The organism is Umezawaea sp. Da 62-37, assembly GCF_032460545.1.
GTDB lineage: Bacteria > Actinomycetota > Actinomycetes > Mycobacteriales > Pseudonocardiaceae > Umezawaea.
The window spans coordinates 9,961,213-9,985,102 of the sequence record NZ_CP135965.1; the positions used below are offsets into that span (position 1 = coordinate 9,961,213).

At 67.4% G+C, this 23,890-nt stretch carries 23 protein-coding genes, 1 tRNA gene and 5 pseudogenes; 17 read left to right on the top strand and 12 right to left on the bottom strand.

The genetic code is table 11. The features are described 5' to 3' along the window. Positions 1-87: 87 nt before the first annotated feature. Positions 88-516 (bottom strand): annotated as a pseudogene (locus tag RM788_RS45080) (transposase). Between the two features lie 180 nt (positions 517-696). Here RM788_RS45080 and RM788_RS53240 point away from each other — a divergent pair. The 3 genes and pseudogenes from RM788_RS53240 to RM788_RS45090 form a co-directional block, all read left to right on the top strand. Then, a pseudogene (locus RM788_RS53240) lies at positions 697-951 on the top strand (hypothetical protein); the annotation flags it as partial. A gap of 51 nt (positions 952-1,002) precedes the next feature. Continuing rightward, positions 1,003-1,200, top strand: coding sequence for a hypothetical protein (locus RM788_RS45085; RefSeq protein ID WP_315926838.1), 198 nt, complete (start codon positions 1,003-1,005; stop codon positions 1,198-1,200). 323 nt (positions 1,201-1,523) lie between these two features. Further along, positions 1,524-1,940 carry a DUF6892 domain-containing protein gene (locus tag RM788_RS45090; protein WP_315926839.1) on the top strand — a complete coding sequence of 139 codons (417 nt, stop codon included), beginning with the start codon at positions 1,524-1,526 and terminating at the stop codon, positions 1,938-1,940. A gap of 140 nt (positions 1,941-2,080) precedes the next feature. Here RM788_RS45090 and RM788_RS45095 read toward each other — a convergent pair whose 3' ends face one another. From RM788_RS45095 to RM788_RS45105, 3 genes are all read right to left on the bottom strand, one after another. After that, the gene (locus RM788_RS45095) at positions 2,081-2,218 is read right to left on the bottom strand and encodes a hypothetical protein (protein WP_315926840.1); all 138 of its coding nucleotides are present in this window, start codon (positions 2,216-2,218) and stop codon (positions 2,081-2,083) included. A 340-nt stretch (positions 2,219-2,558) separates the two neighbouring features. Further along, complete coding sequence (locus RM788_RS45100; protein ID WP_315926841.1) at positions 2,559-2,933, bottom strand: histone-like nucleoid-structuring protein Lsr2; 375 nt, start codon at positions 2,931-2,933, stop codon at positions 2,559-2,561. 70 nt (positions 2,934-3,003) lie between these two features. Further along, complete coding sequence (locus RM788_RS45105) at positions 3,004-4,419, bottom strand: NF041680 family putative transposase (RefSeq protein WP_315925923.1); 1,416 nt, start codon at positions 4,417-4,419, stop codon at positions 3,004-3,006. Positions 4,420-4,882: 463 nt separating this feature from the next. On the opposite strand from RM788_RS45105, the gene RM788_RS45110 reads away from it, so the two are divergent. Then, a complete protein-coding gene (locus tag RM788_RS45110) occupies positions 4,883-5,029 on the top strand; it encodes a hypothetical protein (protein WP_315926842.1) in 147 nt (48 codons plus the stop codon). A gap of 94 nt (positions 5,030-5,123) precedes the next feature. Here RM788_RS45110 and RM788_RS45115 read toward each other — a convergent pair whose 3' ends face one another. Then, positions 5,124-5,333 (bottom strand): hypothetical protein, encoded by a 210-nt coding sequence (locus RM788_RS45115; RefSeq protein WP_315926844.1) that lies wholly within the window; start codon positions 5,331-5,333, stop codon positions 5,124-5,126. 122 nt (positions 5,334-5,455) lie between these two features. On the opposite strand from RM788_RS45115, the pseudogene RM788_RS45120 reads away from it, so the two are divergent. Further along, a pseudogene (locus RM788_RS45120) lies at positions 5,456-5,666 on the top strand (transposase family protein); the annotation flags it as partial. Between the two features lie 59 nt (positions 5,667-5,725). On the opposite strand, the gene RM788_RS45125 reads toward RM788_RS45120, so the two are convergent. After that, positions 5,726-6,919, bottom strand: a complete 1,194-nt coding sequence (locus RM788_RS45125; RefSeq protein WP_315926845.1) for a hypothetical protein — start codon at positions 6,917-6,919, stop codon at positions 5,726-5,728. 81 nt (positions 6,920-7,000) lie between these two features. Continuing rightward, a complete protein-coding gene (locus tag RM788_RS45130) occupies positions 7,001-7,282 on the bottom strand; it encodes a hypothetical protein (protein ID WP_315926847.1) in 282 nt (93 codons plus the stop codon). 298 nt (positions 7,283-7,580) lie between these two features. Between RM788_RS45130 and RM788_RS45135 the strand changes: the two are divergent. From RM788_RS45135 to RM788_RS45150, 4 genes and pseudogenes are all read left to right on the top strand, one after another. After that, positions 7,581-7,763 (top strand): annotated as a pseudogene (locus RM788_RS45135) (Hsp20 family protein); the annotation flags it as partial. A 1,163-nt stretch (positions 7,764-8,926) separates the two neighbouring features. Beyond that, the gene (locus RM788_RS45140; RefSeq protein WP_315934907.1) at positions 8,927-9,208 is read left to right on the top strand and encodes a helix-turn-helix domain-containing protein; all 282 of its coding nucleotides are present in this window, start codon (positions 8,927-8,929) and stop codon (positions 9,206-9,208) included. 139 nt (positions 9,209-9,347) lie between these two features. Continuing rightward, entirely contained in the window at positions 9,348-9,710 is a 363-nt protein-coding gene (locus RM788_RS45145; protein WP_315926848.1) for an STAS domain-containing protein, read from the top strand. Between the two features lie 672 nt (positions 9,711-10,382). Then, positions 10,383-10,775, top strand: a complete 393-nt coding sequence (locus tag RM788_RS45150) for a hypothetical protein (protein ID WP_315926849.1) — start codon at positions 10,383-10,385, stop codon at positions 10,773-10,775. Between the two features lie 434 nt (positions 10,776-11,209). Here the strand turns inward: RM788_RS45150 and RM788_RS45160 are convergent, their stop codons facing one another. Next, a complete protein-coding gene (locus tag RM788_RS45160) occupies positions 11,210-11,473 on the bottom strand; it encodes an integrase core domain-containing protein (protein ID WP_315926851.1) in 264 nt (87 codons plus the stop codon). Here RM788_RS45160 and RM788_RS45165 point away from each other — a divergent pair. The 4 genes and pseudogenes from RM788_RS45165 to RM788_RS45185 all read left to right on the top strand — a co-directional run bounded on the left by RM788_RS45165 (position 11,393) and on the right by RM788_RS45185 (position 14,211). Next, on the top strand, positions 11,393-11,902 hold the full coding sequence (locus tag RM788_RS45165) for a hypothetical protein (protein WP_315935001.1): 510 nt from the start codon (positions 11,393-11,395) through the stop codon (positions 11,900-11,902). The genes RM788_RS45160 and RM788_RS45165 overlap by 81 nt on opposite strands. An 805-nt stretch (positions 11,903-12,707) precedes the next feature. Then, positions 12,708-12,911: pseudogene (locus RM788_RS45170) on the top strand (cold-shock protein); the annotation flags it as partial. A gap of 30 nt (positions 12,912-12,941) precedes the next feature. Then, positions 12,942-13,646: a cold shock domain-containing protein gene (locus RM788_RS45180; RefSeq protein WP_399345281.1), complete on the top strand. Its 705-nt coding sequence runs from the start codon at positions 12,942-12,944 to the stop codon at positions 13,644-13,646. A 97-nt stretch (positions 13,647-13,743) separates the two neighbouring features. After that, the gene (locus tag RM788_RS45185) at positions 13,744-14,211 is read left to right on the top strand and encodes a hypothetical protein (RefSeq protein WP_315926852.1); all 468 of its coding nucleotides are present in this window, start codon (positions 13,744-13,746) and stop codon (positions 14,209-14,211) included. Positions 14,212-14,242: 31 nt separating this feature from the next. Here the strand turns inward: RM788_RS45185 and RM788_RS45190 are convergent, their stop codons facing one another. Next, positions 14,243-15,406, bottom strand: coding sequence for a PucR family transcriptional regulator (locus tag RM788_RS45190; protein ID WP_315926853.1), 1,164 nt, complete (start codon positions 15,404-15,406; stop codon positions 14,243-14,245). Between the two features lie 106 nt (positions 15,407-15,512). Between RM788_RS45190 and RM788_RS45195 the strand changes: the two genes are divergently transcribed. Together RM788_RS45195 and RM788_RS45200 are read left to right on the top strand one after the other, a co-directional pair. Continuing rightward, positions 15,513-17,207: an aldehyde dehydrogenase family protein gene (locus RM788_RS45195; protein ID WP_315926854.1), complete on the top strand. Its 1,695-nt coding sequence runs from the start codon at positions 15,513-15,515 to the stop codon at positions 17,205-17,207. Positions 17,208-17,234: 27 nt separating this feature from the next. Next, complete coding sequence (locus RM788_RS45200; RefSeq protein WP_315926855.1) at positions 17,235-18,827, top strand: GMC family oxidoreductase; 1,593 nt, start codon at positions 17,235-17,237, stop codon at positions 18,825-18,827. Between the two features lie 502 nt (positions 18,828-19,329). Here RM788_RS45200 and RM788_RS45205 read toward each other — a convergent pair. The 3 genes from RM788_RS45205 to RM788_RS45215 all read right to left on the bottom strand — a co-directional run bounded on the left by RM788_RS45205 (position 19,330) and on the right by RM788_RS45215 (position 20,892). After that, positions 19,330-19,806, bottom strand: coding sequence for an SRPBCC family protein (locus tag RM788_RS45205; protein WP_315926856.1), 477 nt, complete (start codon positions 19,804-19,806; stop codon positions 19,330-19,332). A 28-nt stretch (positions 19,807-19,834) separates the two neighbouring features. After that, a tRNA-Lys gene (locus RM788_RS45210) sits at positions 19,835-19,920 on the bottom strand. 12 nt (positions 19,921-19,932) lie between these two features. Beyond that, the gene (locus RM788_RS45215) at positions 19,933-20,892 is read right to left on the bottom strand and encodes a bifunctional lysylphosphatidylglycerol flippase/synthetase MprF (RefSeq protein WP_315926858.1); all 960 of its coding nucleotides are present in this window, start codon (positions 20,890-20,892) and stop codon (positions 19,933-19,935) included. Between the two features lie 315 nt (positions 20,893-21,207). On the opposite strand from RM788_RS45215, the gene RM788_RS45220 reads away from it, so the two are divergent. After that, a complete protein-coding gene (locus tag RM788_RS45220; RefSeq protein ID WP_315926859.1) occupies positions 21,208-22,761 on the top strand; it encodes an aldehyde dehydrogenase family protein in 1,554 nt (517 codons plus the stop codon). Beyond that, positions 22,745-23,881: an acyl-CoA dehydrogenase family protein gene (locus tag RM788_RS45225; RefSeq protein ID WP_315926860.1), complete on the top strand. Its 1,137-nt coding sequence runs from the start codon at positions 22,745-22,747 to the stop codon at positions 23,879-23,881. The genes RM788_RS45220 and RM788_RS45225 overlap by 17 nt, the downstream gene beginning before the upstream one ends. Positions 23,882-23,890: the final 9 nt, after the last annotated feature.

Below are 23,890 nucleotides of genomic sequence, written 5' to 3' on the forward strand. Positions count from 1 at the left end.
GAAGTGGACTCGAGGCAGCCCCTGACTCCGAAAGGTCAGTAGACACTTGACCGTCCCGGACCTTCACGTGGATCGCGTCGATGAAGATCACCGGTGCACGACGCCCAGCGGCCGGTTCTGCCATTCGGTCATGCCCTCGACCACCTTGTCGGTAATGGTGGAGATGGTCTGTCGGGAGACCTCGACGCCGTAGATCTCGGCCAGGTGCGCGGAGGTATCCCCGGTGGTCAATCCCTTGGTGGACAAAGAGATCACCATCTCGTCCACATCGGCCAGTCGCTTCTATCGCTTGGCCACGATCCTCAGATCGAATTCGGCGTTGCGGTCACGGGGCATGTCGATCTCCACTGGGACGACCTCGGTGAGCACTGTCTTGGAACGGGTGCTGTTGCGCCAATTGCCCGTCCCGCGGCTGGCCGGGTCGTGCCTGTCGTAGCCCAGGTGGTCGGTGATCTCCCCTTCCAGGGCGGCCTCCAGCAGTCGCCTGGTCGACCGCTGCAGCACCCCCACCCTCACCGGTCAGCTTGAGCCCACCGTTCTTGGCCTGCCCCACCAACTGGTCGATCAACCGCTCGTCCAAGCCGTCGAGGCCCGACTCGGGCTTCGAGTCCTCAGCGTGCTCCACGCTGGACATCATCCCGGTCATCCGGTGCACTTCCGTGATCGGGAGTTACACCGCTCGTTTTTACAGTCCCCACCCGGTCGTTCGCGGCAGGCCCTGGGACAGCGCTGACCCTGCACGGGATCCGACGGGGCGATGTCGGCGGTCCGGTTGACCTGGACGCGTACTTCCGGCGGCCCGAAGCGGGAGTCCTCTACGTGGAGAACGTCAACAGGTGGTCTGGCGCAGCACATCCGGCAGCGATCGGGCGCTGTCGAACGTCACCGACGGCGACGGAGCCATCGACCGCAACGAGTTCCGTGCGCGATGGCGACCCGTTCCGACCGTGAGGCCCGGTTCCACGACATCTGGGCCCGACTTGCGACGTCGAGTTCGACAACGTGGACGGCGAAGGCGAGCTCGACCGCGCAGAGTTCGCCGCGCTGATGGCGGGCTCCGGCCACACGTGCGAAAGCGCGTCCGTGGCGTTCGACCTACTGGCGCCCGACGGCACCACCATCCGCGGAGCCTACTTCGAGGCGTGGAAGGCCTACGCGATCAGCGACGGCGACTGCGCCGCCAACGCGATGATGATCTGACCCTCCCCGATCGCCGAAAGGTCCCGTCACCAGCGAGCAGCGGGCGAGACCTTTCGACGACTGGTGGTGTTCGATGAAGTTCCGCAACTCGACACCGCCAAAGCCATAGCACATCAAACGCAGGCCCAGCATCGCCTGTCCATAGCGGACAAGGGGATCTGAAGGAAGCCGGGCGGCCACTGGCCGACGAGTTCGACATCACCACCGCCGAGAATCCACTGGTCACGGTGATGGAGGGGGTCCGTCACCATCCCGACCACCGAGTAGGCCAAGAACGACATGGCTCCCCGGATCAGGTGTCATCCCGCCTATATGGTCCGGGTATGAACCAGCCGATTCCGTTCGCCGACGCCAACTTCAAGCTCGCCGTCGTCCAGGAGTTGATGTACAACCAGGACCTCCTGCCGAGGTTCGACCTGCGCGAGTACGCCGTCGAGCAGGGCTTCACCTACGACGACGGGAGCGTCGAGGCGGTACCCGAGGCTCTGGCCTACTTCGGGGCGCTCGAGGTTCCCGGTGAGCTTGCGGGGAAGATCACCGGGATCGAGATGGACGGCGGCAACGAGATCTATCTCGAGATCGCGCCGAACTGGGACGGCGAGGACGGACTGTTCGACGTCGACGAGTTCGCCGACCTGCGGCACTTTCCCAACCTGAAGTCGATGACGCTGTTCTACACGGGCAACGAGGAGGCGCTGGAGGCGCTGCGTGCCCGCGGAATCGAGGCAGACTGGCTCTGAACCGGCTGTCACTGCCTGGAGACGTCCAGCACAGTGTGCGTCCGCAGCTGCTTCGAGTGCGTTGAGTTCACCGGGTCACTTACGTCGTGACGGTGCAGGCTGAGCAGTGGGTAGGGCGCTGGGCGAGCGAAAGACAGCCGTCACGCCGACCTGGTGCGCCGCGCTCGCACCAGGTTCACGGCGGCGAGCACGACGCCCGGTCCGATCAGGACCGGGCCGCGCAGCACCGAGCCGTCAATGCGGGTGAACAGCAGCAGGCAGGATCCCAGGCCAGCCACGGGACCAGGACAGGGATACGGAAGTCGTGACGTGGTTCCGTCGCGCTCACAGGGGGTGCTCTTGTCGACCGCGGAACGATGACGTTACGAGCGGAGCATCGGTAGGCGGTTCAACGCGGAACGCGCACGTCTTGATGTGGAGTCCGGCGACCAGTGTCGACTTCACAGCAGGCGGCCCGCTCGACACGCTCTCGGGCCTGCCGGGCGGTGTCACGGACCTGCGGTCCTTGGTGTGAACGCGCGGGCTGGTTTCGGATGGTGATGAACGGTCTGCGCTGCGGCTGGAGCCTGTTCGATCGCCGTGGCGAAAGACGTTGACCGTCATGCCGTCGCGGAGGGACTACGCCACACCGCTGGGATGCGCCACCTGGTAGCGCAGCCGAACCTCGATCGGTACCCGGCCGCGCTCGGCGATCGGGATGTTCTGTTCGCGGGCCCAGTCCCGCATGGTCTGGTTGTGTTTCTTCTCCTTTTCCTTCGCTGCCGTAGCGGGAAGCGTAGGCGTGCTGCGACCACCGGTGCGGATCCGCTGTCCTCGCGGCGCCCGCCGAGCTTTCTCGACGACCGGCCCGAGGGCCTGATCCAGTCGCCGGCGGTTGGCGGGGGAGAGGTCGATCGCGTAGTTCACCCCGTCCAAGCCGAACTCGACGGTGCTCACGCCCTCGGTACTGCCGTCGAGGTCGTCCACGAGTGTGATCACGGTCTTCTGGCTCATCCATGTTCTCCTGACGTGCGAGGGACTGCACCTCTCGGTCGTGTCGCTCTGGACACTCTGAGCTTTTTGTTTAACCATTGATGTCCGTTTTTGGGGTCTTGCCGGGGGCATGGAGTGGGGCTCGGCGGGCGTTTCGTGATCCTGCTGGACGCCCAGGACCGGGTCGGGAGAATTTCGGCGCGCCGGCGGGCAAGGCTGCCGCCGGTCGAACTCGACGAAATCCCCGTCGGACCCTGGCCGGGGACAACCTGTCAGGTGTGACCGCCTTCCGCTCCCAGGGACGCCGTAGGTCCTCCACGAGAGGACGAGCCAGCCGAAGTTGGGTGTAGGCAACGATCACCAGCCAGGTCCATCGATCCGCCGCCTCGGGAGTCCGGATACGGGGCGTGGTCCAGCCCAGGGTTTGCTTGAAGAACCGAAAAGTGTGCTCCAGATCGAACCGACGCAGGAACGCCTGCCACAGGCGGTCCACCTGTGCGGCGGTGGTCGCGGTGGCGGAATGCCACAGCCACAACGGTTTCGGTGTTCCCGTTCCGGGCAGCCGCTCGACTTGGAGTCGGATCACGGTGCCCTCGATGATCGGGAGCGGGCCATGGTGGCCTGTCCAGGCGCCGGTGCGGGTCAGCGTGGGATGCAACCGATCCCACGAGCGGGCGTGCGCGGCTCCGTAGCGGGCGGTGTCGGTCGTCGTGGTGTGCGTGGGGGTCGACCAGGTCGCCGGATCGGCGAACGCGAACCGGGTTCCGTGCCGGGCACTGCGGCCACGGGTGCCGGGTCGCCGTGGTGGTACGGGGAAAGCCAGCACCCGATCCGAGCGCATCCGTACCAGCACGTGGACCGGGAGATCGGCCAGCAGGAACGCCAGGCGGGGGCCGTCGTAGCCGCTGTCGCCGATGATCCAGATCTCGGGATCGCCCTCGCGCCAGTGTCCGGCGGTGATCAGCGCGTCCACCACGGTGCGCAGTTGGGTGGCGGCCAGGTCCGTGTGGTCATCGCTCGGGCGTACCCGGAGGACGTCGAGCATCGCCGTCCAGGAGGTGCGGCCGGGTTCCAGGGCGGCCACGAAGGAGTAGGGCCAGCCGGGGATCATCTGGGCTTGGCCTTTGCCGCGTGCGTAGGTGTGGCAGAACAGCCTGTCGGGGCTGGTGTTCGCATCGGGACGTAGCCAGTGGCTGACGTCGATCCCCAGCATGATCCGACCATCGTGACCACGCGGAATCTGTTGGCGGGCTATGACATTACGGAATCGACCGATGTCGATCCGGCCCTGGTTCAGACCGTCGTACAGGCTGCCGTGGCCACGACGGTGCTCGGTGGCCAGCGACAGTTCGACCAGCGATGTGACCGGCCCGTCAGCGCACAGTGCACTGTCGGTCAGTTCGAACAACGCGTCCGCTCGCGCGGTCAGGCACTGGTGGAAGGCGTGGCGGAACTGGGAGAGGTCCCTCAGCGCGGCGGCCGTGCCGGGGTGGTGCATACTGATCATCGAAGCCCTTGGTTGTGATCTTCCTTCTGTCGCAAGAAGAATGATCAACCAAGGGCTTCATCCATGATCAACCGGGTGTCCCATCGGGCTCCGAGACCTTAAAACTCAAGCTGAGGGGGCGTCTATCAGTCCAATTAGGTGAGTCCCAGTTGGTTCGGCGTAACTCTACGCCCCTCAAGACAGGCGTGAATTGCACGGCAACTTGGATGGAGGCGAAGGGGTCGTGCTGCCACCCGCAAATCGTCCTTGCCAAAGCGGCACTGGATCAACAAGTTGATCGATCTGGTGATCGGCTTCGGTGGCATCGCCACTTGTCGCGTGTCCGCTCGCGGGAGATTCTTTCGAAGACTATGCCGACGGTGAGTGGGTTGCGGCACTTGATTATTCGCTTTCCGGGTGCGTGATGCTTATCTGAAACGTCTCCTGGTAAGGCGATGCGGCCGGACGTCTGCTCGTTGTTTCGTTGGTTTTGGTCCTGGCCCACATCTCCCCGGCGGACAGCGAGAACATCAACTTCTTCAGCTCCGTCGAGGTCGACGGCGACGGCGAACTCGCGCAGCTCGGCCCAACCGACTATCGACCGTGGCGGGCGTGCGACACCCTGTTTTGAACCGAGGGCCCGGCGATACGGCGAATCTGGGTGCCCAAGGTCCGATCGTGCGGTTTCCGCAGGCGGTGCAAGATCGCGATTATCTGCCGCACCATCACCTCCCGCCGTTGACCACGAAGGTGATCGTTGTGTTCATCGGCGGCAGACGGACCGCGCGGGAGACGAGGTTCGACCAGATACGACGCGAGCAGGTCGAAGTGCGCGCCCATGACGAAGGGGCCAGGGCCAGCCATCGCAGTACGTGACCTGGCCGGGTCTTGTCGAGGATGGTGGCGGTCAGGCCGTACGCCGCGGCCGGATCCATCACTGTCTGGTCTCCACGACCATCTGGGTCGCCCGCTCACGCAGCTCGTCAGGGTACTTCGTCGGTGGCGCCATTGCTCCTCGCCTTCCCTGGTTTGATGATCTCCATCAAACCGGTGCGCAACAGTGCGCACCCCGTTCAAGCGCCACGCCACCCGGCCGGGGCCGTCGCATGGCCAGAAGACGGTGAACCGGGCCCACGCCCGCATCCGAGCCCTCGGCGAATGCGCCGAGTCGCTGCTCAAGAGCTGGAAAGTCCTGGCCAAGCTACGCGTGCTGCCCACGCCGAGCCACCACAGTCGTTGCCGCCGTCCTCGTCCTGCACCATGTCGAGACCCGAGACCCCAACCATGATAAAAGGCTCAGCAGTGGAAGCGACATCAACCGCCTCGGTCACTTCCGCCGACGGTGCCACGGGAAGTGTGATTCCGCGTCGGTGCTCGGTGGTCTGGGCATCTTGGGCGGCTGGAAACCGTCGACGTCGTCCGGTTGTCTCGGGGCGAGCAGGAACGGACGTCCATCGTTGTCGATCACCGTTGTCCCCCGCCTGCCGAGGTGGATCCAGTCCAGCTCGAACCGGAATTCCGTCTCCCACTGCGTCGTGATCGGCTCGACCACGAACATCTCCGGGTCCATGGGTGCCACGGCGAACGGGAAGTCAGCTACGCGGGTACTGCGGAAGAAGTAGCCGTTGAGCCAGACCGGCTTGCGGTCGACCTTGCCCGCGATCGGGACCAGGTGCGGTTCCCTGTCGTCGAGCAGCGTCCTGAAGTAGCGAACCTCCATGCCACCCAAGGTCATCGACCCGTATGTGGGCTGCGGTCGCCTGCGGCGCAGGACGACCGGCCGCAACGCGGTCAGCACGACCGCGCGGGCGGCGCGGGCCTCCACCAAGACGGAGATCGAGCAGTGACCGCTGACGGCGAAGTGCAGGTTGTCGGTTCCGGTCACGCCGTACTCCTCGCTGGCCGATGTAGTGACCACGACGGGATCCTCGTGCGACCCCGGTTCGACAGCGCCGACGACCAGGTGGACTCCACCATTGATGACCCTGGCCTGCACCACCGGTCCGTTCACCGTCCCGGACAGCAGATTCGCCCCGACCTCGGCCAGGTCGGCGAAGCCCAGTTGATCGAGCCGTGCGGCGACGCGCCTGGCCTCAGTCGGCTCCATCCTGCCGATCCCGCCAACGGCGATGACCTGCCCGAGCACCTGGTGGATGATCGACAGGACCACGTCGGGTAGGTCGTGGAGGCCGAAGCGGAAGAAGGGGTGGCCGACAATGGGCGCGACGGTGTCGGACACAAGGCGGTGCAGGTCCTGCTTCGTAGAGGAGGCATGGAGACGGTCCGGCAGCGACGGGGTGAAGACCTCGCGGAGTTCACTTCGGAGCTCGTCGTACTTCTCTGGGAACACGCGGCCGAGGTACAACACCGGCAACGATCGAAGCACCGTGTCGCGCAGCAGGTCTGGGTCCTCGGGTTCCGGAACCAGGACCACACCGGCGTTGTCGAAGACGCGAATGAGCCAGTCCGACACGACTGCGGCCAGTGCCATGTCCTCGGATCTCTCGAAGTCATGGTCCACGCCTCGGATCCTGCCACCGTCCTCGCCGACGCGGGCGCCCAGGTCGTCTTCAGCAGAGTCCGGATACCGCAGACAACGCGATCAACCGTTTTTATCAATAATCCGATGTGTGTCCGACCTGAGGTTTCGCAGTTGTGCGGCGGCTGAACTGCTGGTTACAGGTCCGTCGGGATAATGATCGAGTGTGGTCTGGCCTGCGGTGGCGGTGGTAATTCGGGCTCGACGGAAGGTGATGAGCATGTCGTCGATGCTCACGTGGGTCTTCTTGCGGTTCCAGGGTGCGCGGGCGCGGGCGGCGGCCAGGTCCGTGTCGGCGGTGCTGTGCCCGGCGTACCAGAGGACGAGGATGGTCAGCGCCAGCATCGCGAAAGGGACACCCCGTTCGACCGCGAGGCGGAGCAGGCCGCCGCCGACGACCGCTAGAGCTGTGCCCGCGAGCCAGGTCGGGTGCGCAGCACCTGACCACTCGGACCCTGCCCTCGTCTTGGACCGAGCGGTATTGGAGGTGGATCGCCGCGGCGAAGCAGTAGTCCCTGCCGTGAGTCCTGGTCGCCGCCGCTGCAGGCGCGCTGACCGGAGCCCAGGTCGGCTATTGCATGGTGCCAGGGGAGGCCGCGCCCTGCTCGAACGCACGTGGAAGCCCAAGCTGCACGAGGCCGTCGAGCGGCCGCTGGGCGTGTTCTCCCGCTGGCTGATCCTCGGCGACACCCTCGACACCGAGAACATTCCGGCCGGATGCGAAGCAGGTGTGCTGACCCTGCGCATCCCGGTGTCGGAGAAGGCAGAGCCGCGCAAGACCTCCATCGCCGCCGACGACCAGGACGTCAAGCAGATCAATGCCTGATCGGGATGGTCAGGCCCGTGAGAGTGCTGGAGGACGAGTTCCTCGCATTGTTGTGCGGGGATGAGGAGCTGGTGCGCGCCCGGTTCGAGGCGAACTGGGAAGAACCGCTTCCGGTGCCGACACCTCGTGCGCCGATCCCGCGAACGCCGTACCGGGCTGTGGTCGACCCGCTCGGATCGGGCGAACCGCACGCGCGCCGCTGGGCGCGAGAGTGTTCCCCTCCCCGGCCTGCTCCGTCGAGGTGACCTGGTCGACCGCCGGGGGTGGAACGGTATGCGCCGTTCCACCCCCAAGCTCGCACCGATCACCAGGCGCCCCGGTCGCGGTACCCACCCAGTCGTGACTGTCCGATGGTCGGGGGAGTCCCGGTGCCGTCATCGACCTCGACGCGGACGGGGCGCGGAGCGTCCAATCCTGTCGTGCCTGATCCACAACCACTACCCGCCAGAACATCTCGCTTCCTCGCTGGGTGGGGGTCGGCGACGCGGCGCGCGGCGAGATGAACGGGCCCGTGGGCATGCGCGACCCTATCGCCGCCGGTAAGCGAGCCCCTGTCGCTTGAACGAGTAAATCTGTGCCGGCCGGAGTAGACATTCCTCATCTGGTGTGTGTAGTGTTCTCCTCTCTGGAAGAGAGAAAGTCAGTGGCACGGGAGATGACGAACTACCCGTGAGGTCAGAGGAAGACGGTCGGACGTGCTGGGGCCAGTCAGCGGAAGGGGCTCCTCGGCAGTGGGCCAGGGATGGTCGGTGAGGTGATTCCGGCATGTGCATCAGGACCGGTGCCGACCGTCGCGTGAGAATGCAAGAAGTGTCATCAGAGGAGAAGGGAAGGGTTGCACACCATCGGATCGCCCGCCTTCGGCTGAACTCCGCCGGACGGGTACCGCGGTTCCATCGGATTGGAAGGTGGTCTTCGGTTACGCACACGCGATCCCCGCAGCGCCCGCTTCTAGTGCGGGTCATGCGGACAGAGGATGCCGGTCTCACGGTCGGCTAGGTGGAGTGAAATCCAATAACCCTGGGGCTCCGGCGCTACTGCGCCGGGGCCCCTCGTGATACGGAGGCGCGGTGTTCCCAGCAGAACAAGTCCACGAACCACACGTGCCGGAACCGCAGACCACGGCCGAGAGGTTCGACGACGACCACTATCCCGCATACACCATGGGACGGGCAGCGGAGATGCTCAACACCTCGGCAGGGTTCCTGCGCAATCTGGGCGAGGCGAAGCTGATCGAGCCGCAGCGCTTGACTGGCGGCCATCGGCGTTACTCCCGCTACCAGTTGCGCTTGGCCGCTCGCGTGCGGGAACTGGTCGACCAGGGCACCGGCCTGGACGCGGCCTGCCGCATCGTCACTTTGGAGGACCAACTCCAGGAAGCCAGGGCCGCCAACAAGTCCCAGCACCGTTCAGACGAGCCCTACCCGCCACTGCGGGGCGTGTGAACCGGGGGAGGTCGGCCGGACCAGCCGACCCTCTCGATGGGGCAGGGTGAGGTCAGTACGGATGCCGGAGAGTTCACGACTCCGTGCTGATTCACGCCACAGCGCGTACAGGTGAGCACAAGGCAGAAAGGGATGATCTGTGCTGATCACATCGGGAGCCGATCTCCTGCTGAGCGTCGACCACACTCCCACCGCCACAATCGTCACCGTCTCGGGTGAACTGGACGCCACCGCCGCCCAGGACCTTGAAGACCACCTCGACCACGTCGACACCGACCGGGGCGTCATGGTGCTCGACCTGACCGGTGTGACGTTCTGCGACTCGGTGGGCCTCGCGAGCCTGCTGGACGTGAACCGCCGCGGTATCGATCTCCGTGTTGTCGGCTCCCGACAGGTGGCCAGGACGGTCACGCTGGCCGGAATGGACTCCGAGGTCCCGCTTTTCGGCTCGGTGTCGGACGCCACCGGCAGGCGCACCCGCCGACTCGTTCCCTCCCCCTGAGACTGCGATGCCGCGGTAACGACTCGCGGGAACCACTGGTCACATGCCTCGTCGGCAGCGCGGGCACGATCGCGATGCCTGCCGATTCCGGCGCCACGGGTCGGTCTGCGGTGCCACAGGATTCATTGGCGACCACTGGTCGTGCCCTGCCGATATGACCGACGTGCCTGAGGACGATTCCGGTTTGGCCGACCAGTGGTCCACTGTCGATCTGACCAAGAGGATCGGTGAGGACACCGGTGCACAACACTTTCGTGTTGCGTGTGTTGGCTGCCCGTCTCGCCGATCGAGTCGACAGCAGCGACGATCCACCTGCGATCCTGCGCGACATGAGCCGAAGCACCTCACCACACCGGTTCTGGACACCGGCGTCTACCGGGCGGCAGTGGCCGTCAGACTGCCCGACCCGCGACCACCGTTCACCGGAATCGACGGCTCGACCGCAGTGTGGGCGGACGGGACGCGCGAGACGGCGGACCCGATCGTGGCCGCTGCGGTGACCCGGTCCGGTGCCGGTTCGGAATTCGCATCCCGCATGTCAGAGCCACCCTCGCCGACGTCACCTCACTGCAAGCCACGGCGAGCCGGGACGGCGCAGGTCGGAAACAGGTCGCCCGGATGCGGAAGGGCACTGACAGGGAACGGCCGGGAGCCTTCTGGGGTCGAAGGTGCATGACCTACGACATCGCCGCGTTCGAATCGGCCGACGCTGACGACGACGGATGGGACGCCTGGTATGGCGACCAGTACGACTACTTCGTCGCTCACCCCGACGCGGCAGTGTCGGTGACCTCGGCGAAGCTGCGGGCGTTCTACCGGGAACTGGAGCAGGCCGTCGCGCCCACCACCCGGACCACGGAAGGCCACACCAGCGAGGAGTTCGACGATCTGGGGGGCGCCGATCCGATACGGGCGATCTACACGTTCAGCCCTCGAGTCGTGTACGGCGAGCATTCGCACGGCCAAGAGAGGCAGGCCGTCGACCTGTGGCTCGCGCTGGCTGAGAAGCACGGGCTTGCGGTGGCACTCATCGGCGAGAGCGACCTACCGATCCACCGGTTTTAAGCGTGCCGGTCTCGGTTTGTGGAAAGTCCAGATTCGGGGGTGCAACGGCACGGATGGACTGATGATCGACACCATCGTTGTCCGGCGCGATCCGTGAACTCCGACATCGAGGTGCTTCGCGCCAGGCATCCGACAGCTCTCGACATGGTGCCCGGTATCCCGACCGTGGGCAATGAGCCTTTCCGAGTAACTGCGCGTCGCGTTATGTGATCAACCGTTGCCGATCACGTGGTCCTGTGGTTCTCCCGGTGCAGCAGGACCAAGGCGGCCCCGACGATGTCGCCCAGCCGCCATGGACACCCGCGATAGTGGCGCAAGGCCTTATAAGTGGTCTTGAGCAATGAGTTCGCACATTCACCCAGACAACGCAACGCACCGTGGATCGCGTTGCAGGCCTGCTGATCCTGTGCCGCTCGAAAAGTCGTCGCTGCTGGTCAAGCGGCATGTTTGTACTCGTTGATGAGTCCGCCGAGGATGCGAGTGCGGAGCACTCTGCGGGTGTCGGGGTCGTGTACCGCGGCGGGGTGTTGCTGGCCCGCGGGTGGTAGTTGGTCGCGGGCTTGATGGGGTCTGTGTCCGTTGTAATGCTTTTCGTAGGTCTTTAGGACTTGTCGTGCGTGACCCTCATCCATGATCAGGATGTGGTCGAGGAGTTCGCGTCGGATGGTGCCGATGACCCGTTCGCAGTGGGCGTTCATCCGGGGCGCCCGTGGCGTGCTCCTGAGCACGCGCAGGCCGTCGGCGCGGAAGACGGTGTCGAACGTGTGGCCGTACTTGCCGTCGCGGTCGCGGAGAAGGAATCGGCGCGACTCCGTTCGGTGTTCGAGGTCGGCGGCGAGGTTTCGGGCCTGCTGCGCTGTTCATGTCTGGGTCGGGTGGGCGGTGGCGCCGGTGATGTGCAGGCGCCTGGTGTGGTGTTCGAGGAAGGCCAGCGCGTAGAGGCGTGTGCCGAGCACGGTGTCGAGGTGGAAGAAGTCCGCCGCGATGATGCCCTCGGCTTGGGCGGTGAGGAATTCCCGCCAGGTCAGGCCGGTGCGGCGTGGTGCCGGGTCGATGCCCGCGTCGTGCAGGATCTGCCAGACCGTCGAGGGGGGATGCGGTGTCCGAGCCTGACCAGTTCACCGTGAACGCGGCGGTGTCCCCACCGGGAGTTCTCTCTGGCGAGTCGTACTACGAGCGTAGTGATCGCTGCTCGTGTCGGTGGACGTCCGATGCGTCGATGTGCGGAGTAGTCCCACTTGCGGGCGATGAACCTGCGGTGCCAGACGAGCAGTGTGCCCGGCGTGACCGGGAAGACCTTCGGCCAATGGCGACGATCCACCAAGCCGGACAGGGTGGCGAACCAGAACCGGTCAGCGGGTTCGTAGCGGACCGGACCTGTCAGTTGCCGTCGAAGTATCGCGTTCTCGTGCCGCAGCACGAGCGGCTCGGCATCCTTGGCCGTCTCGCTGCGCAGCACCACCGACGGGACGGACAGCAGCTTCCTGGTCACCTTGTACAGCAGGGACACGATCACCAGGCCATGCTCTCAGCACAGTGACAACTCCCGGCTCTACCAGCGGCGATGACTTTTCGAGCGGCACAGGGTCGGCGTCCTCGGGCAGGTTGCGCAGGTAGGCGAACCGGTGCGGTGCCCGCGACGGGGCGTCGGCGATCTTCACGCACTCGTCGTGCTCGGCCTGTCACGAGCTCGCACAGAAGCGGAGAGTAGACGGTTTCGTCAGGGATTTGTCCTGCGCGTCGTGCAGTGTGCGCATGCGCTGCCCGGACGTCTGCCCATTCGGGGCTGTAGTCGGGTGGGGTTGAGCCCGTCGCGCGAGGGTAGCGGACGCGGTGGCACGCCGGTCACGGTAGCGGCGCGCGGTGGCGCCGCGGGGGTCTGGCGCCTGGGACACTGGACCCCCGATCACCCGTGAGACCCAGGAGTGCACCGTGCAGCAGGGAACCGTCCGCTGGTACGACCTCGAGCGCGGCTTCGGCTTCCTCGCCCCCGACGACGGCGGCGACGATATCTTCGTGCACGTCTCGCAGGTGCAGGGCGAGGGTGCGGCCCGGGCGCTGCGCGAGGGCCAGACGGTGGAGTTCGAGTCCGGTGAGGGACCCCGTGGTCCGCAGGCGCTGCACGTCGCGGTCACCGGGGACGCCGCGCCCGGCGCGGCCCTGGGTGTGCTCGCCACCGTCTCCTGGTACGAGCCGGCCAAGGGCTACGGGTTCGCCGCCCCGGACGGCGGGGGTGCGGAGGTGTTCGTGCATTCCTCCGCCATCGTCACCGGGGGTGTCCTCGCGGCCGGGCAGCGGGTGGCCTTCGTCGTCATCGCCGGGGAGAAGGGGCCGCAGGCCCAGAACCTGGTGCCGTTGGGCTTGGACGCCGGGGTCCGCAGAGCCCCTCTGGTCGCGCCCGGCGACGGCGCCGACGGCTCCGTCCTGTGGTTCGACGAGGAGAAGTCGTTCGGCTTCGTGGCCGCCGACGACGGGTCGGGCGACGTCTTCCTGAACGTGCGCGCCCTGGTCGACGAGGTGTACCTGCCGGCCGAGGGCGACCGGGTCTCGTTCACCACGGTCACCGCGGACCAGGGGCGTCAGGCGCGCGAGGTGCGGTTCGTGGCCACCGGCGAGCCGATGGAGCCCGCCGCGGCCCCCAGCCAGGCCCGTCCGGCCACCCGGCCCACAGCCCGCGCCGGCGACGGCACGGTGGCCCGCTACGACGCCGACCGCGGCTTCGGTTTCCTCACCCCCGACGCGGGCGGGCCCGACCTCTTCGTGCACGTCTCGGTGGTCTCCGGCGAGCCCCTGGTGGCCGGCGAGCGGGTGCGCTTCCGCATCCGGCAGAGCGACCGGGGCCCGCAGGCAGACGCCGTCGAGCGCGCCTGACCATCCGGGACGGTCCCACGACGCCTCGAAGCGGACGACGTCGTGGCGCCGCCACGGCGTCCCGACCGCCCCGTGGTCGTAGCGCGCCCGCCCGCACGTGACCGCCTCGGCGACCGGCACCCCGTACAGGACGGCCAGGCACGCCAGCGCGGTGCCGGTGCGACCGCGACCCCGCCGCAGGCGAGCTCCACCCGCGACCGCCGGCGCCGTGCTCGGCGACCTGGTGGCGGTGTGCCGCAACAAGCTCGCCGGTGTGACCGGACCGGACGGCACGCCGTACGACCGGCTCGTCCCGCAGTCGATGGCCGAAGTGGTCACCCGCGGCTGTGTCCGCCTCGACGTCGTCGACCGGCCGGAGGCGCAGGCCGACGTGGTGGCCACCTTCGCCCGGCACGGCGTGTCCGTCGAGACCTTCGACTGGCAACGCCACGGCGTCGGGTGCTCGCTGGTGCTGTCCACGCGCCCCGCCCCGGACGCCCTGCTGTCGGCGGCGGTCAGCGCACTGCGGGACCTGGACCACGTCAACGAGGTGGCGGGCGTGATCCGCGTGGAGTGCGCCCGGTGAACCGCTTCCGCGTGGTCGGAGGCCGGGCGCCCTAGTCACCGCCCAGGCGGGTCGTGGACAGCGCGATGTACAGCTCCGCCGAGCCGCGTGGCTCGAAAACCGATCGTCCGGTGAGCTCGGCCACCTGGTTCAGCCGGTAGAGCACCGTGTTGCGGTGGCAGTGCAGGAGTTTGGCCGCGTCACCGGTCGATCCCTTGGCGTCGAACCAGGCCTGCAGGGTGTCGAGCAGGCCGGTGCGGGCGGGGACGGGCAGTTCGTCGAGTCGGGCGAGCACGTCGGCGGAGATGTCGGCGGCGACGTCCCGTGCGGCGGTGACGAGCAGCGCGATCGGATCCGTCCCGTAGACGTGGACGCCGCCGGAACCCGCGGGCAGGCATCGCTGTGCGGCGATGGCCTGTCGTTTCGCCTTCCAGGAAAGGGATCGCGCCGGGTGCGCCCGGCTGGCGCCGACACGGGTCCGCGCCGACTCGCCGACCATGGTCGCGATGGTGGACATGTCGCTTCGGGGTCCCAGTGCCACGACCGCGAAGTGCCGTCCCTGCTGCACCGTCCACGCCGATGCGATGCCCGCCCTGGCGAGCCGGGTTCCGCTGTCCGGCAGGCGGTCGTCGTCGGTGGCGTCGGCGGCGAGGACGAGGTAGCGGGTGTTCGTGGGGAGACCGAGTTCGCGGATCAGTTCGGTCGCACGGGTGTCGTCGTCGGACGGCCGGTCGAGCAACTCGGCCATCAACAGGTTGTGGGACATCTGGTCGCGGTGGAGCTGCTTGTCGGCGCGGGCGTGGTAGGCCTCGGTCGCGGCGCCCGAGCAGGTGTCGATGATCGCCCACAGGCGTGACGCCATCGGCACCAGCGAGTCGGTGTCGCCGTCGGCGGCCGCCAACGCCATCAGCCTCTCCCAGCTGACGATCCCGCCGAGCCGGTAGGCGTGCAGCAGGCTGTCGATGGGAATGCCCTGCTCGGCCTTGAGACGGCCTGCGGCGGCCGCGGCCTCGGTGTCGAGTCCGCCGTCGCCCAGCGCTGTCATGATGTCGACCACGTTGTCCCGAACGGCGGAGCGGAGCTGACCGACCGTCAGCAGCCCGCTCTCGACGTAGGCCGAATCGTCCGCCCGGATGCGCGCGGTGATCTCGTCCGCCAACTCGTCGACCGCGGCGAGCAGTCGCGATGCGAGCGAAGATCGAGTGCCGGCCGTCACAGGAAGCACTGTAGCCGCGGCGGATGTGCCGTGGCACAAAACCCGACGCCGAAGCTGCGGAGTGGGCCCATGGCCTCCTGGCCACCGCGTTGTGACCATTGGCTTCGTGATCGACACAACTGCTATCGACAGCGCGTTGGCGGACCTGCTCCGCGGTGAGAAGGCATGGGCCGACACGTCCCTGACGCGGCGGCGGCACCTGCTCGACAGGGTGGCGGCCCTGATCGATCGCCACGCGGGTGAATGGGTGGACGCGGCGGCCGGGATCAAGGGCCTGGACCCCGGCTCACCCCTGGTCGGCGAGGAGTGGATGTCGGGGCCGTACCCGACGCTGGCGGGCGTCAAGGCGCTGACGGGGACAGTCCGGAAACTGGTCGCGGGAGCGAGTCCGATCGACGGCGTGCGGGTCGGCCGGGCGCCGGGCGGCCGGGTCGCGGTCCAGGTGCTGCCGCACGGCGTCTTCGACACCTTGCTGCTCAACGGGTTCAGCGCCGAGGTGTGGCTGCGGCCGGGCATCGACGCCGACACGGCGCGGCGGACGGCGGGCCTCGCACTGCGGGATCCCGAACGCACACAAGGAATCGGCGTGGTGCTGGGAGCGGGCAACATCACCTCGATCGCGCCGCTGGACGCGCTCTACGAGCTCTACGCGAACAACCGCGTGGTGGCGTTGAAGCTCAACCCCATCACCGATCCGCTGCTCCCGGTGTTCACCAAGATCTTCAAGCCGCTCATCGACCTCGACCTGCTGCGAATCCTCACCGGCGGAGCGGAAGTCGGCGAGTACCTGGTGCACCACGACGACGTCGCACACGTGCACATGACCGGGAGCGCGGTGACCCACGACGCCGTCGTGTTCGGCACCGGGGACGCGGGTCGCGAGCGCAAGGCGAACGGGACACCGTTGCTGGACAAGCCGATCACCAGCGAACTCGGCGGCGTGTCCCCCACCATCGTGCTGCCCGGCGCCTGGTCGGACGCCGACCTGCGGTTCCAGGCCGAGCACGTCGCGACCCAGCGCCTGCACAACGGCGGCTACAACTGCGTCGCCACCCAGGCCGTGGTGGTGAGTTCGCTGTGGCCGCAGAAGGACCGGTTCCTCGACGAGTTGCGCCGCGCCATCGCCGCCGCGCCGGACCGCGCCGCGTACTACCCCGGCAGCGACGATCGCGTGCGGTCCGCGCTGGACGCCCATCCCGGCTCGCAGGGCCTCGGCGCACATCGGGGCCGGGTGCTCGTCAGCGGGATCGTCGCCGACAGCGCGCTGCTGCGCACCGAGTACTTCGCGCCCGTGCTGGGTGTCGTCGAGCTGCCCCACGACGGGGCGGAGTTCGTCGGGCGGGCGGTCGAGTTCGTCAACGGGAACGCCGCCGGAACCCTCGGGGCGAACCTCATCGCACACCCCGCGACCATCCGGTCCCTCGGACCGGTGTTCGACTCGGCCATCGAGGACCTGCGCTACGGCACCATCGCCGTCAACGCCTGGACCGGTGTGGGATTCCTCAGCCCGTACGCCGCGTGGGGTGCCTTCCCCGGTAACACCGTCGACGACGTGCAAAGCGGAATCGGTGTGGTGCACAACGGCTTCCTGCTCGACGGTGTCGAACGCACCGTGGTTCGCGGCCCCTTCCGCCCCGCGCCGAGGTCCGTGCTGACCGGACAGCTCACGCTGACGCCCAAGCCACCGTGGTTCGTGGGCAACCGCACCGCGGCGACCACCGGGCGCCTGCTCACCGGGTTCACGGCGAACCCCGGATGGGCCAAGCTGCCCGCCATCTTCGCCTCCGCCCTCCGCGGCTGAGATCCCCACTCGACAGGAGCGCATCGCATGAGCACAACGGTCAGCACCTCCGACTACGTCGTGGTCGGCTCCGGATCCGCCGGAGCCGTTGTCGCCGCTCGGCTGAGCGAGGTCCCGACGACGTCGGTCGTCGTGCTCGAGGCGGGGCCGAAGGACTCCGACAAGTTCATCCGCATCCCCGCGGGCTTCGCGAACCTGTTCCAGGGTCCGAATGACTGGAACTACCGCACCGAGCCGCAGAAGGCCCTGAACGGACGCTCGATCTTCTGGCCCCGCGGCAAGACGCTCGGCGGCTCGTCATCGATGAACGCCATGATGTGGGTACGGGGATTCGCCGCCGACTACGACGAGTGGGCGGAGCACGCGGGGTCGGGCTGGGCGTTCGACGAAGTGGTGAAGTACTTCCGCCGGATCGAGTCGGTCCAGGACACCTGGGGCGGCGACGAGGGCACAGGCGGACCGCTGCGCATCTCGCGCCAGCGCAGCCCCCGCGCGTTGACCAAGTCCTTCCTCGACGCCGCCCAGGAAACCGGGTACACCGCCGAACGCGCCAACCAGGCGCGGCCCGACGGGTTCTCCCAAGCCATGGTGAACCAGAAGGGCGGCTCCCGGTGGAGCGTCGCCGACGGCTACCTCAAGCCCGCGGCCAAGCGGCCGAACCTCACCGTGCTCGCGGAGGCGCAGGCGACCCGCGTCATCTTCGACGGCAGGAAGGCCATCGGTGTCGAGTACGTCAAGGGGGGCAGGGCCTACACCGTGCTGGCGCGCCGGGAAGTCATCCTCTCCGGCGGCGCGATCAACACTCCCCAGCTGCTGATGCTGTCGGGCATCGGTGATGGGAAAGCCTTGCAGGCCAAGGGCATCGACGTGCGCGTCGATCTCCCGGAGGTCGGTCGCAACCTGCTCGACCACCTGCTGACGCCGATCGTGTTCCGCACCACCGGCCTCGACACGCTGTTCGGTGCGGAACGGATCCCCGAGCTGGTCAGGTACCTCGCCCTGAACCGGGGGATGCTGACCTCCAACGTCGGCGAGGCGTACGGGTTCGTGCGCAGCAGCGAGGAACTCGAACTGCCGGACCTCGAATTGATCTTCGCACCCGCGCCCTACATCGGGGAAGGGCTGGTCAAGGCGGACGGGCACGCCGTGACGATCGGGACGATCCTGCTCAAACCCCGCAGCTCGGGCGAGATCACGCTCGCTTCCCGCGATCCCCTCGCCAAGCCGCTCATCGACCCGCGCTACTGCACCGACCCGGAGGGCCTCGACCGCGCCGCCGTCCTGGCCGGTATGCGCATCTGCGTCGAGATCGCCGCCGCACCCTCGCTCAAGGGGGAGCTCACGACGCTCATGCAGCCGGACGTCCCCACGGGCACCCCGATCGAGGAAGTGCTGCAACTGTGCCTCGACCAGCACTCGCACACCCTCTACCACCCGACCGGGACCTGCCGCATGGGCAACGACAAGGACAGCGTCGTCGACCCGGAGCTGCGGGTGCGGGGGACCGAGAACCTGCGCGTCGCGGACGCGTCGATCATGCCGAGCATCATCCGCGGCCACACCCACGCGCCGTCGGTCGTGATCGGCGAGAAAGCGGCGGACCTGATCAGGTCGTCCTGACCCGGCGCACCAGCGCGGGGTGGAGGATCACAGGTGCGGGGGAGCCCTTCGTCGTGTCTCGGGACCCCGCGGACGGTTGTGGTGTGACCGGGGGGTGGGCGACGCCGCGACCCGGCGTCGACATCCGGGCGACCGTGCCGCCGACATCCGTGCCGACACGGTCGCTCCGCCGGTGCGCCGTGGCGGTCCGAGCCGCCCACCGGGGGAAGGCGGATCCAGGTGGTCCTATCCGATCCCGGTGCCCGGTAAGGGCTTCCTGCCGTGCGGAGGACGGTGACGCCCGCCGATCGGGAGGGAGATCCCGCGGAGCCCGGCCGCTTTCCCGGTCCCGCCGCGAGGGTGGGACCCACTCGCCGTCACCCTGGCCGTCATCGCTGCCGTCGGACACCTGCCCGCGTCGATCGACGTTTCCTGATCTGCATCCGCCGGTCGGACATGACCGCGCACAAGGAGGCGACCGCCACCGGATTCCGGTGGCGGTCGCCTCCTTGTGCGCCCATTGTTATTTCGGCGAATCGGAGTCCGTCGACCGGGTCGCGTAGTACGCGGCGATCCGCGTCGAGATGTTCTGGGCGGTCTTCTTGGCCGATGCGTTCACGAAGGGTTCCAAGGTCTTCTCCAACGCCTTGCCCGCGATACCTCCGGGCAGGTGGAACTCGACTCGGAGTTCCACCGTGCTGTGCGAGGCGTCGACCGCGGAGAAGGTGAAGGTGGTGGACGTGTCCATCCCCGAGGTGGACTTGTAGGCGACCAGGGCGTTCTTCTCCCACTGGATCGTCTTGAGCGTCGACTTCACGGTGGACGGACCGATTTTCGACACGGCCGCGTACACCGATCCGAGACCGTGGTCGAGGTCCCCGACCGGCGTGTAGCTCGTCATCCCGTGCCAGTACTCGACCACGTTCCGGTAGTCGTCGAGGTACTCGAATGCGACTTCCAGCGGAGCATCGCACTTCTCGACGAAATGGACTTCAGTCATGTCCTGCTTCCTCTGGTCGATTCGCGAGCGGAAGGGGCAGGATTCGAACCTGCGTGGGCGTGAGCCCGGCCGAGGAAACCTCGGCCCCCGTTGGGCCTCTTCGGGTACCCTTCCCGGATTGAGCGGTCACACGATGTTCGTCACCCGTGCCAAGCTCCACAGGGAACGCGGCGAGATTCCGCCGTCGAAGGCGAAGTACTCGGGCAGCACCGTGGTCGGATTCCACTTCAGCTTGTATTCCAACTGGCTCTTCGCCGGGTAGACGCTGTCGCCGCGATCGGCGAGCAGTCGAACGATCCGTGCGGCGGTGCGACTCGCGGTCGACAGCTGGTAGCTGTCGTCCAGGCTGGTGAACGGTGTGAAGCCGAAGTGCAGCCAGGGTGCGCCCAGCGACCGCATGTGCTCGATGGCGTGGAAGTTGATCGCTTCCATGACGCCCGGCGGGCAGTCCGGCAGTCGCCTGCTCAGGTCGTGCAGCCATCCTGGACGTGAGCCGTACACGGGTGCGTAGGAGATGTAGCCGATCGGGTTGCCGTCGATCCTCCCGACGAACAGCTTCCGCAGCGGCTGCCACGATCCGCCGATCTCACCGATCAGGAACTTCAGCTCCTTGGTGTGCCGTCCTTTCTGCCGGAGCCATCGCGAATCGATGTTGTCGATATCGTCGGCAACCTGTCCCGCGTCCACATCGGAAATCTCGAGCCCTTCCCGCATGGCGCGGGATATCTTGTTCCGCAGCCGGACGAACCGCTTCCCCCGAAGGGTGAAGTCCGCCAGGTCCACGGCGTAGGAAGCGCCGATCTGGTTGACCGTCAGGCCGAGTTCCGCGAACAGTTCCGCGTCCGAGCGTTGCAGCTGCACGCCGACGACCCGCCGCCCGTTGGAGTGGGCATGGGCGATGAACTCCGATTGCAACTCCTTCCTGCTGTCGGCATCGGCGAACGGTCCTCCGAACTGGATCCACCGCCGACCGTGTGGCCGGTAGCACACGACACCGTCGACATCGGCGCACGTGAAGTACTCGTTGCCGCTGTTGAGGGCGAGGAACGCGCTTGGGTTGTCCGCAAACCGCTCGAGAGCGGACAACGTCCGATCGTGGCCTTTCGGCCGGAGCGTCTCCGGTACCTCCATGGTCTGCCTCCACGTTCGGAATGCGATGGGACAGACGGTAGACGACGGGTCTGACGCCGGGGCGATATCGCGCGGGGAAGGGAGTCAGGGACGTTTCAGGACCGCTGTGGATACTTCGCCGTGGATCACTGACAGTGGAGCGTTGAGCAGCGGCAGAGCTGCCATCGGAACCTAGATTGCGGGGTCACGTTGACAGCGAACGACGAAGCCCACGAAATCCCGTCATTCGGCAGTTTTGTGCGAGGAAAGGACGTCGACAGCGGCCAATGGGTGTACGCGCTCTCCGCGCGTGCGGTTCTGGACGACTCGTTCGCGAGCCTCACGCTCAAGCGCAACCTCGAAGCGGGTCGGGTCCCCCTCTCCGAGGCGCCTCCCGGTGTGATCGTCGGCAGGGTCGCGGTGGCGGAGAAGGAGACGATCGCGGACGCGTTGGCCGCCGCGGCCGAAGCCACGAAGACCTGGCGTTCGGCACCGCTCTCGGTGCGCCTCGACGGCCTGATGGAACTGCTGCACACGACCATCCGGGAGAACGCGGACGAGATCATCCGCATGCTGACCCTGGAAGGGCACCCGCTGGAGCTGGCGAGGTGGGAAGTCGGCGGGATGTGCGAGCTGACCAGGCCCGAGTCGATCGGTTTCCTGCGCGGCCAGCTGTGGCAGGAGTTCTCGGTGGACAGCCGCCGCAACATCGTGCGGCGGCAACCCGACGGCGTGGTGTGCATCAACCCGCCCGCGAACGCCCCCCTGGTCAGCGCGCTGCTCGGCATCACCAGCCTCTCCGGGGGCAACGCGGTCGTCGTCCGGGCACCGCGGTCCGCGCCGTTCGGCGTCACTTCCGTGCTGCGCACGATGATCGCCCCCCTGCTGGACGAGCTCGGCGCTCCGCAAGGTGTCCTCAACGTCGTGTGCGGCCACCCCGGCCCGATGCTCGAAACGTGGATCAACAGCCCGCACGTCAACGACATCATGTACTTCGGTGACGTCCCGAGCGGCATCAAGATCGAGCGCCGGTGCGTCGAGGTGGGCAAGAAGCCGATCCTCGAACTGGCGGGCAACGACATCGTCCTGGTCTGGAAGGACGCCGACCTCGACCTGGCCGCCGACGCGATCGTCGAGGGCTTCTACGGTTCCGGGCAGCTGTGCATGGTGCCGAACCAGGCCGTCGTCCACCCGGCGGTGGCGGACGAGCTGATCAGCCGGGTGGTGCGCAGGGCCGAGTCGCTGCGGCCCGGCTACCCGGACGAGGAAGGTGTCCTGCTTTCCCCGGTCCTGCGCCACGACAAGTTCACCAAGACGTTGGCCGACGCCGTCGAGAAGGGCGCCACCGTCGTCACCGGCGGACACGGCATCCAGATCGACGGGACACGCGACAGCGCCGGGTTCTTCCTGGAGCCGACGGTCATCCGGGTCGACGGCCTGCGTGATGCCCGCAGGATGGACGCGGTGCTGCACGAGACCTTCTTCCCGCTGCTGCCGATCATCGTCCCCGAGTCCGCGGACGACGAGATCCTGTTCGACAGCTTCATCGAGTTCGTCAACACGAGCCTGTACGGGCTGCGCAACTCGCTGTGGGCGCGGGACGCGTCGGTGGTCGAGAGGTTCGTCGTGGGAACGGTCGCGGGCGGACTGCTCAAGGTCAACGACTCCCACATCGCGTTCACCACCCCGCTGCCGTCGCACGGTGGCACCGGTCTGACCGGCGGGGCTTCCGGCGAGGCCAACTACCCCGTGCTCCGCACCACGCACATCCAAGGTGTTTCCATCATCGCGGACCCTTCTCCGCGATCGTCGAAGGAAGAGCAGCGCGATGCGCACACTCGATGACGCGCGTGAGGTCTGCGAGGCACACCTCCCCGGCCTCCTGGCCAAGTTGTCCAGCATCTCCATGGCAGAACTCGAGAAACCCGACAACCAGGGGCTGGAACTGTTCAGGTCGTGCGGCGGACCGGGACTGGTGATCCCCAAGGAGTACTCGGGGTCGGGGGTGACCCCGCTGGAGGCCATCCAGGTCACGCGCGCGATCGGAGCGGTCGCCCCGTCGCTGGCCGTGGCGTCGACGATGCACCACTTCTCGGTGGCGACCGTGTTCACCCTCGCCGAGAGCCTCCAGTCCAGCGGCCTCGAATGGGCTCTGCTGGAAGGGATCGCGACGCAGAACCTGTTGGTCTCCTCGGGTTTCGCCGAGGGGAATCCGGGTCAGGGAATCCTGTCGCCCACCGTCGGGGGCGTGCGCAAGGAGGGCGGCATCGTCGTCAACGGGTCGAAGCGGCCTTGCAGCATGTCGCGCTCGATGGACCTGTTGTCGGCCAGCGTCTCGGTCCCCAAGGAAGGCGGCGGCACCGAGAACGTGCTGATGCTCATCCCCGCGAAGACACCGGGGGTGTCCGTCCACCCGTTCTGGGGCAGCAACGTGCTCGCCGGAGCCGAGAGCGACGAGGTCCGGCTGACCGACGTGTTCGTCGACGACCGGTTGCTCGTGCCCACCGAGGTCGGTGAGCGCGGCGAGCTGGACGAGCTGCAGACCATCGGGTTCATGTGGTTCGAGATGCTGATCACGTCGTGCTACCTCGGCATGGCCAGCGCACTGGTGGAGCGGGTCTTCGCGAGCAAGAAGCTCGGCGCGGAGCAGCTGGCGGACCTGGGTGTGCGGCTGGAGACGGCCACGTTGCTGCTGGAGGGGATCGCCCGGCAGCTGACCTCCAAGGAGGGTGACAACACGGCCCTCACCAAGACCATGATCGCCCGGTACGGCGCCCAGGAGGCGATCGTGGACGTCGCGAGCAGGGCGGTCGAGGCTTTGGGCGGCATGGCGTTCATCTCGTCGCCGGAGGTCGCCTACCTCGCCGCGGCCTGCCAGTGCGTCAGCTTCCACCCGCCGTCGCGGTCCAGTACCCGTCGGGCGCTGGCGGAGACCTTCTCCGGCGACGTGCTGCGGTTCGGGTGAGGTCAGTCG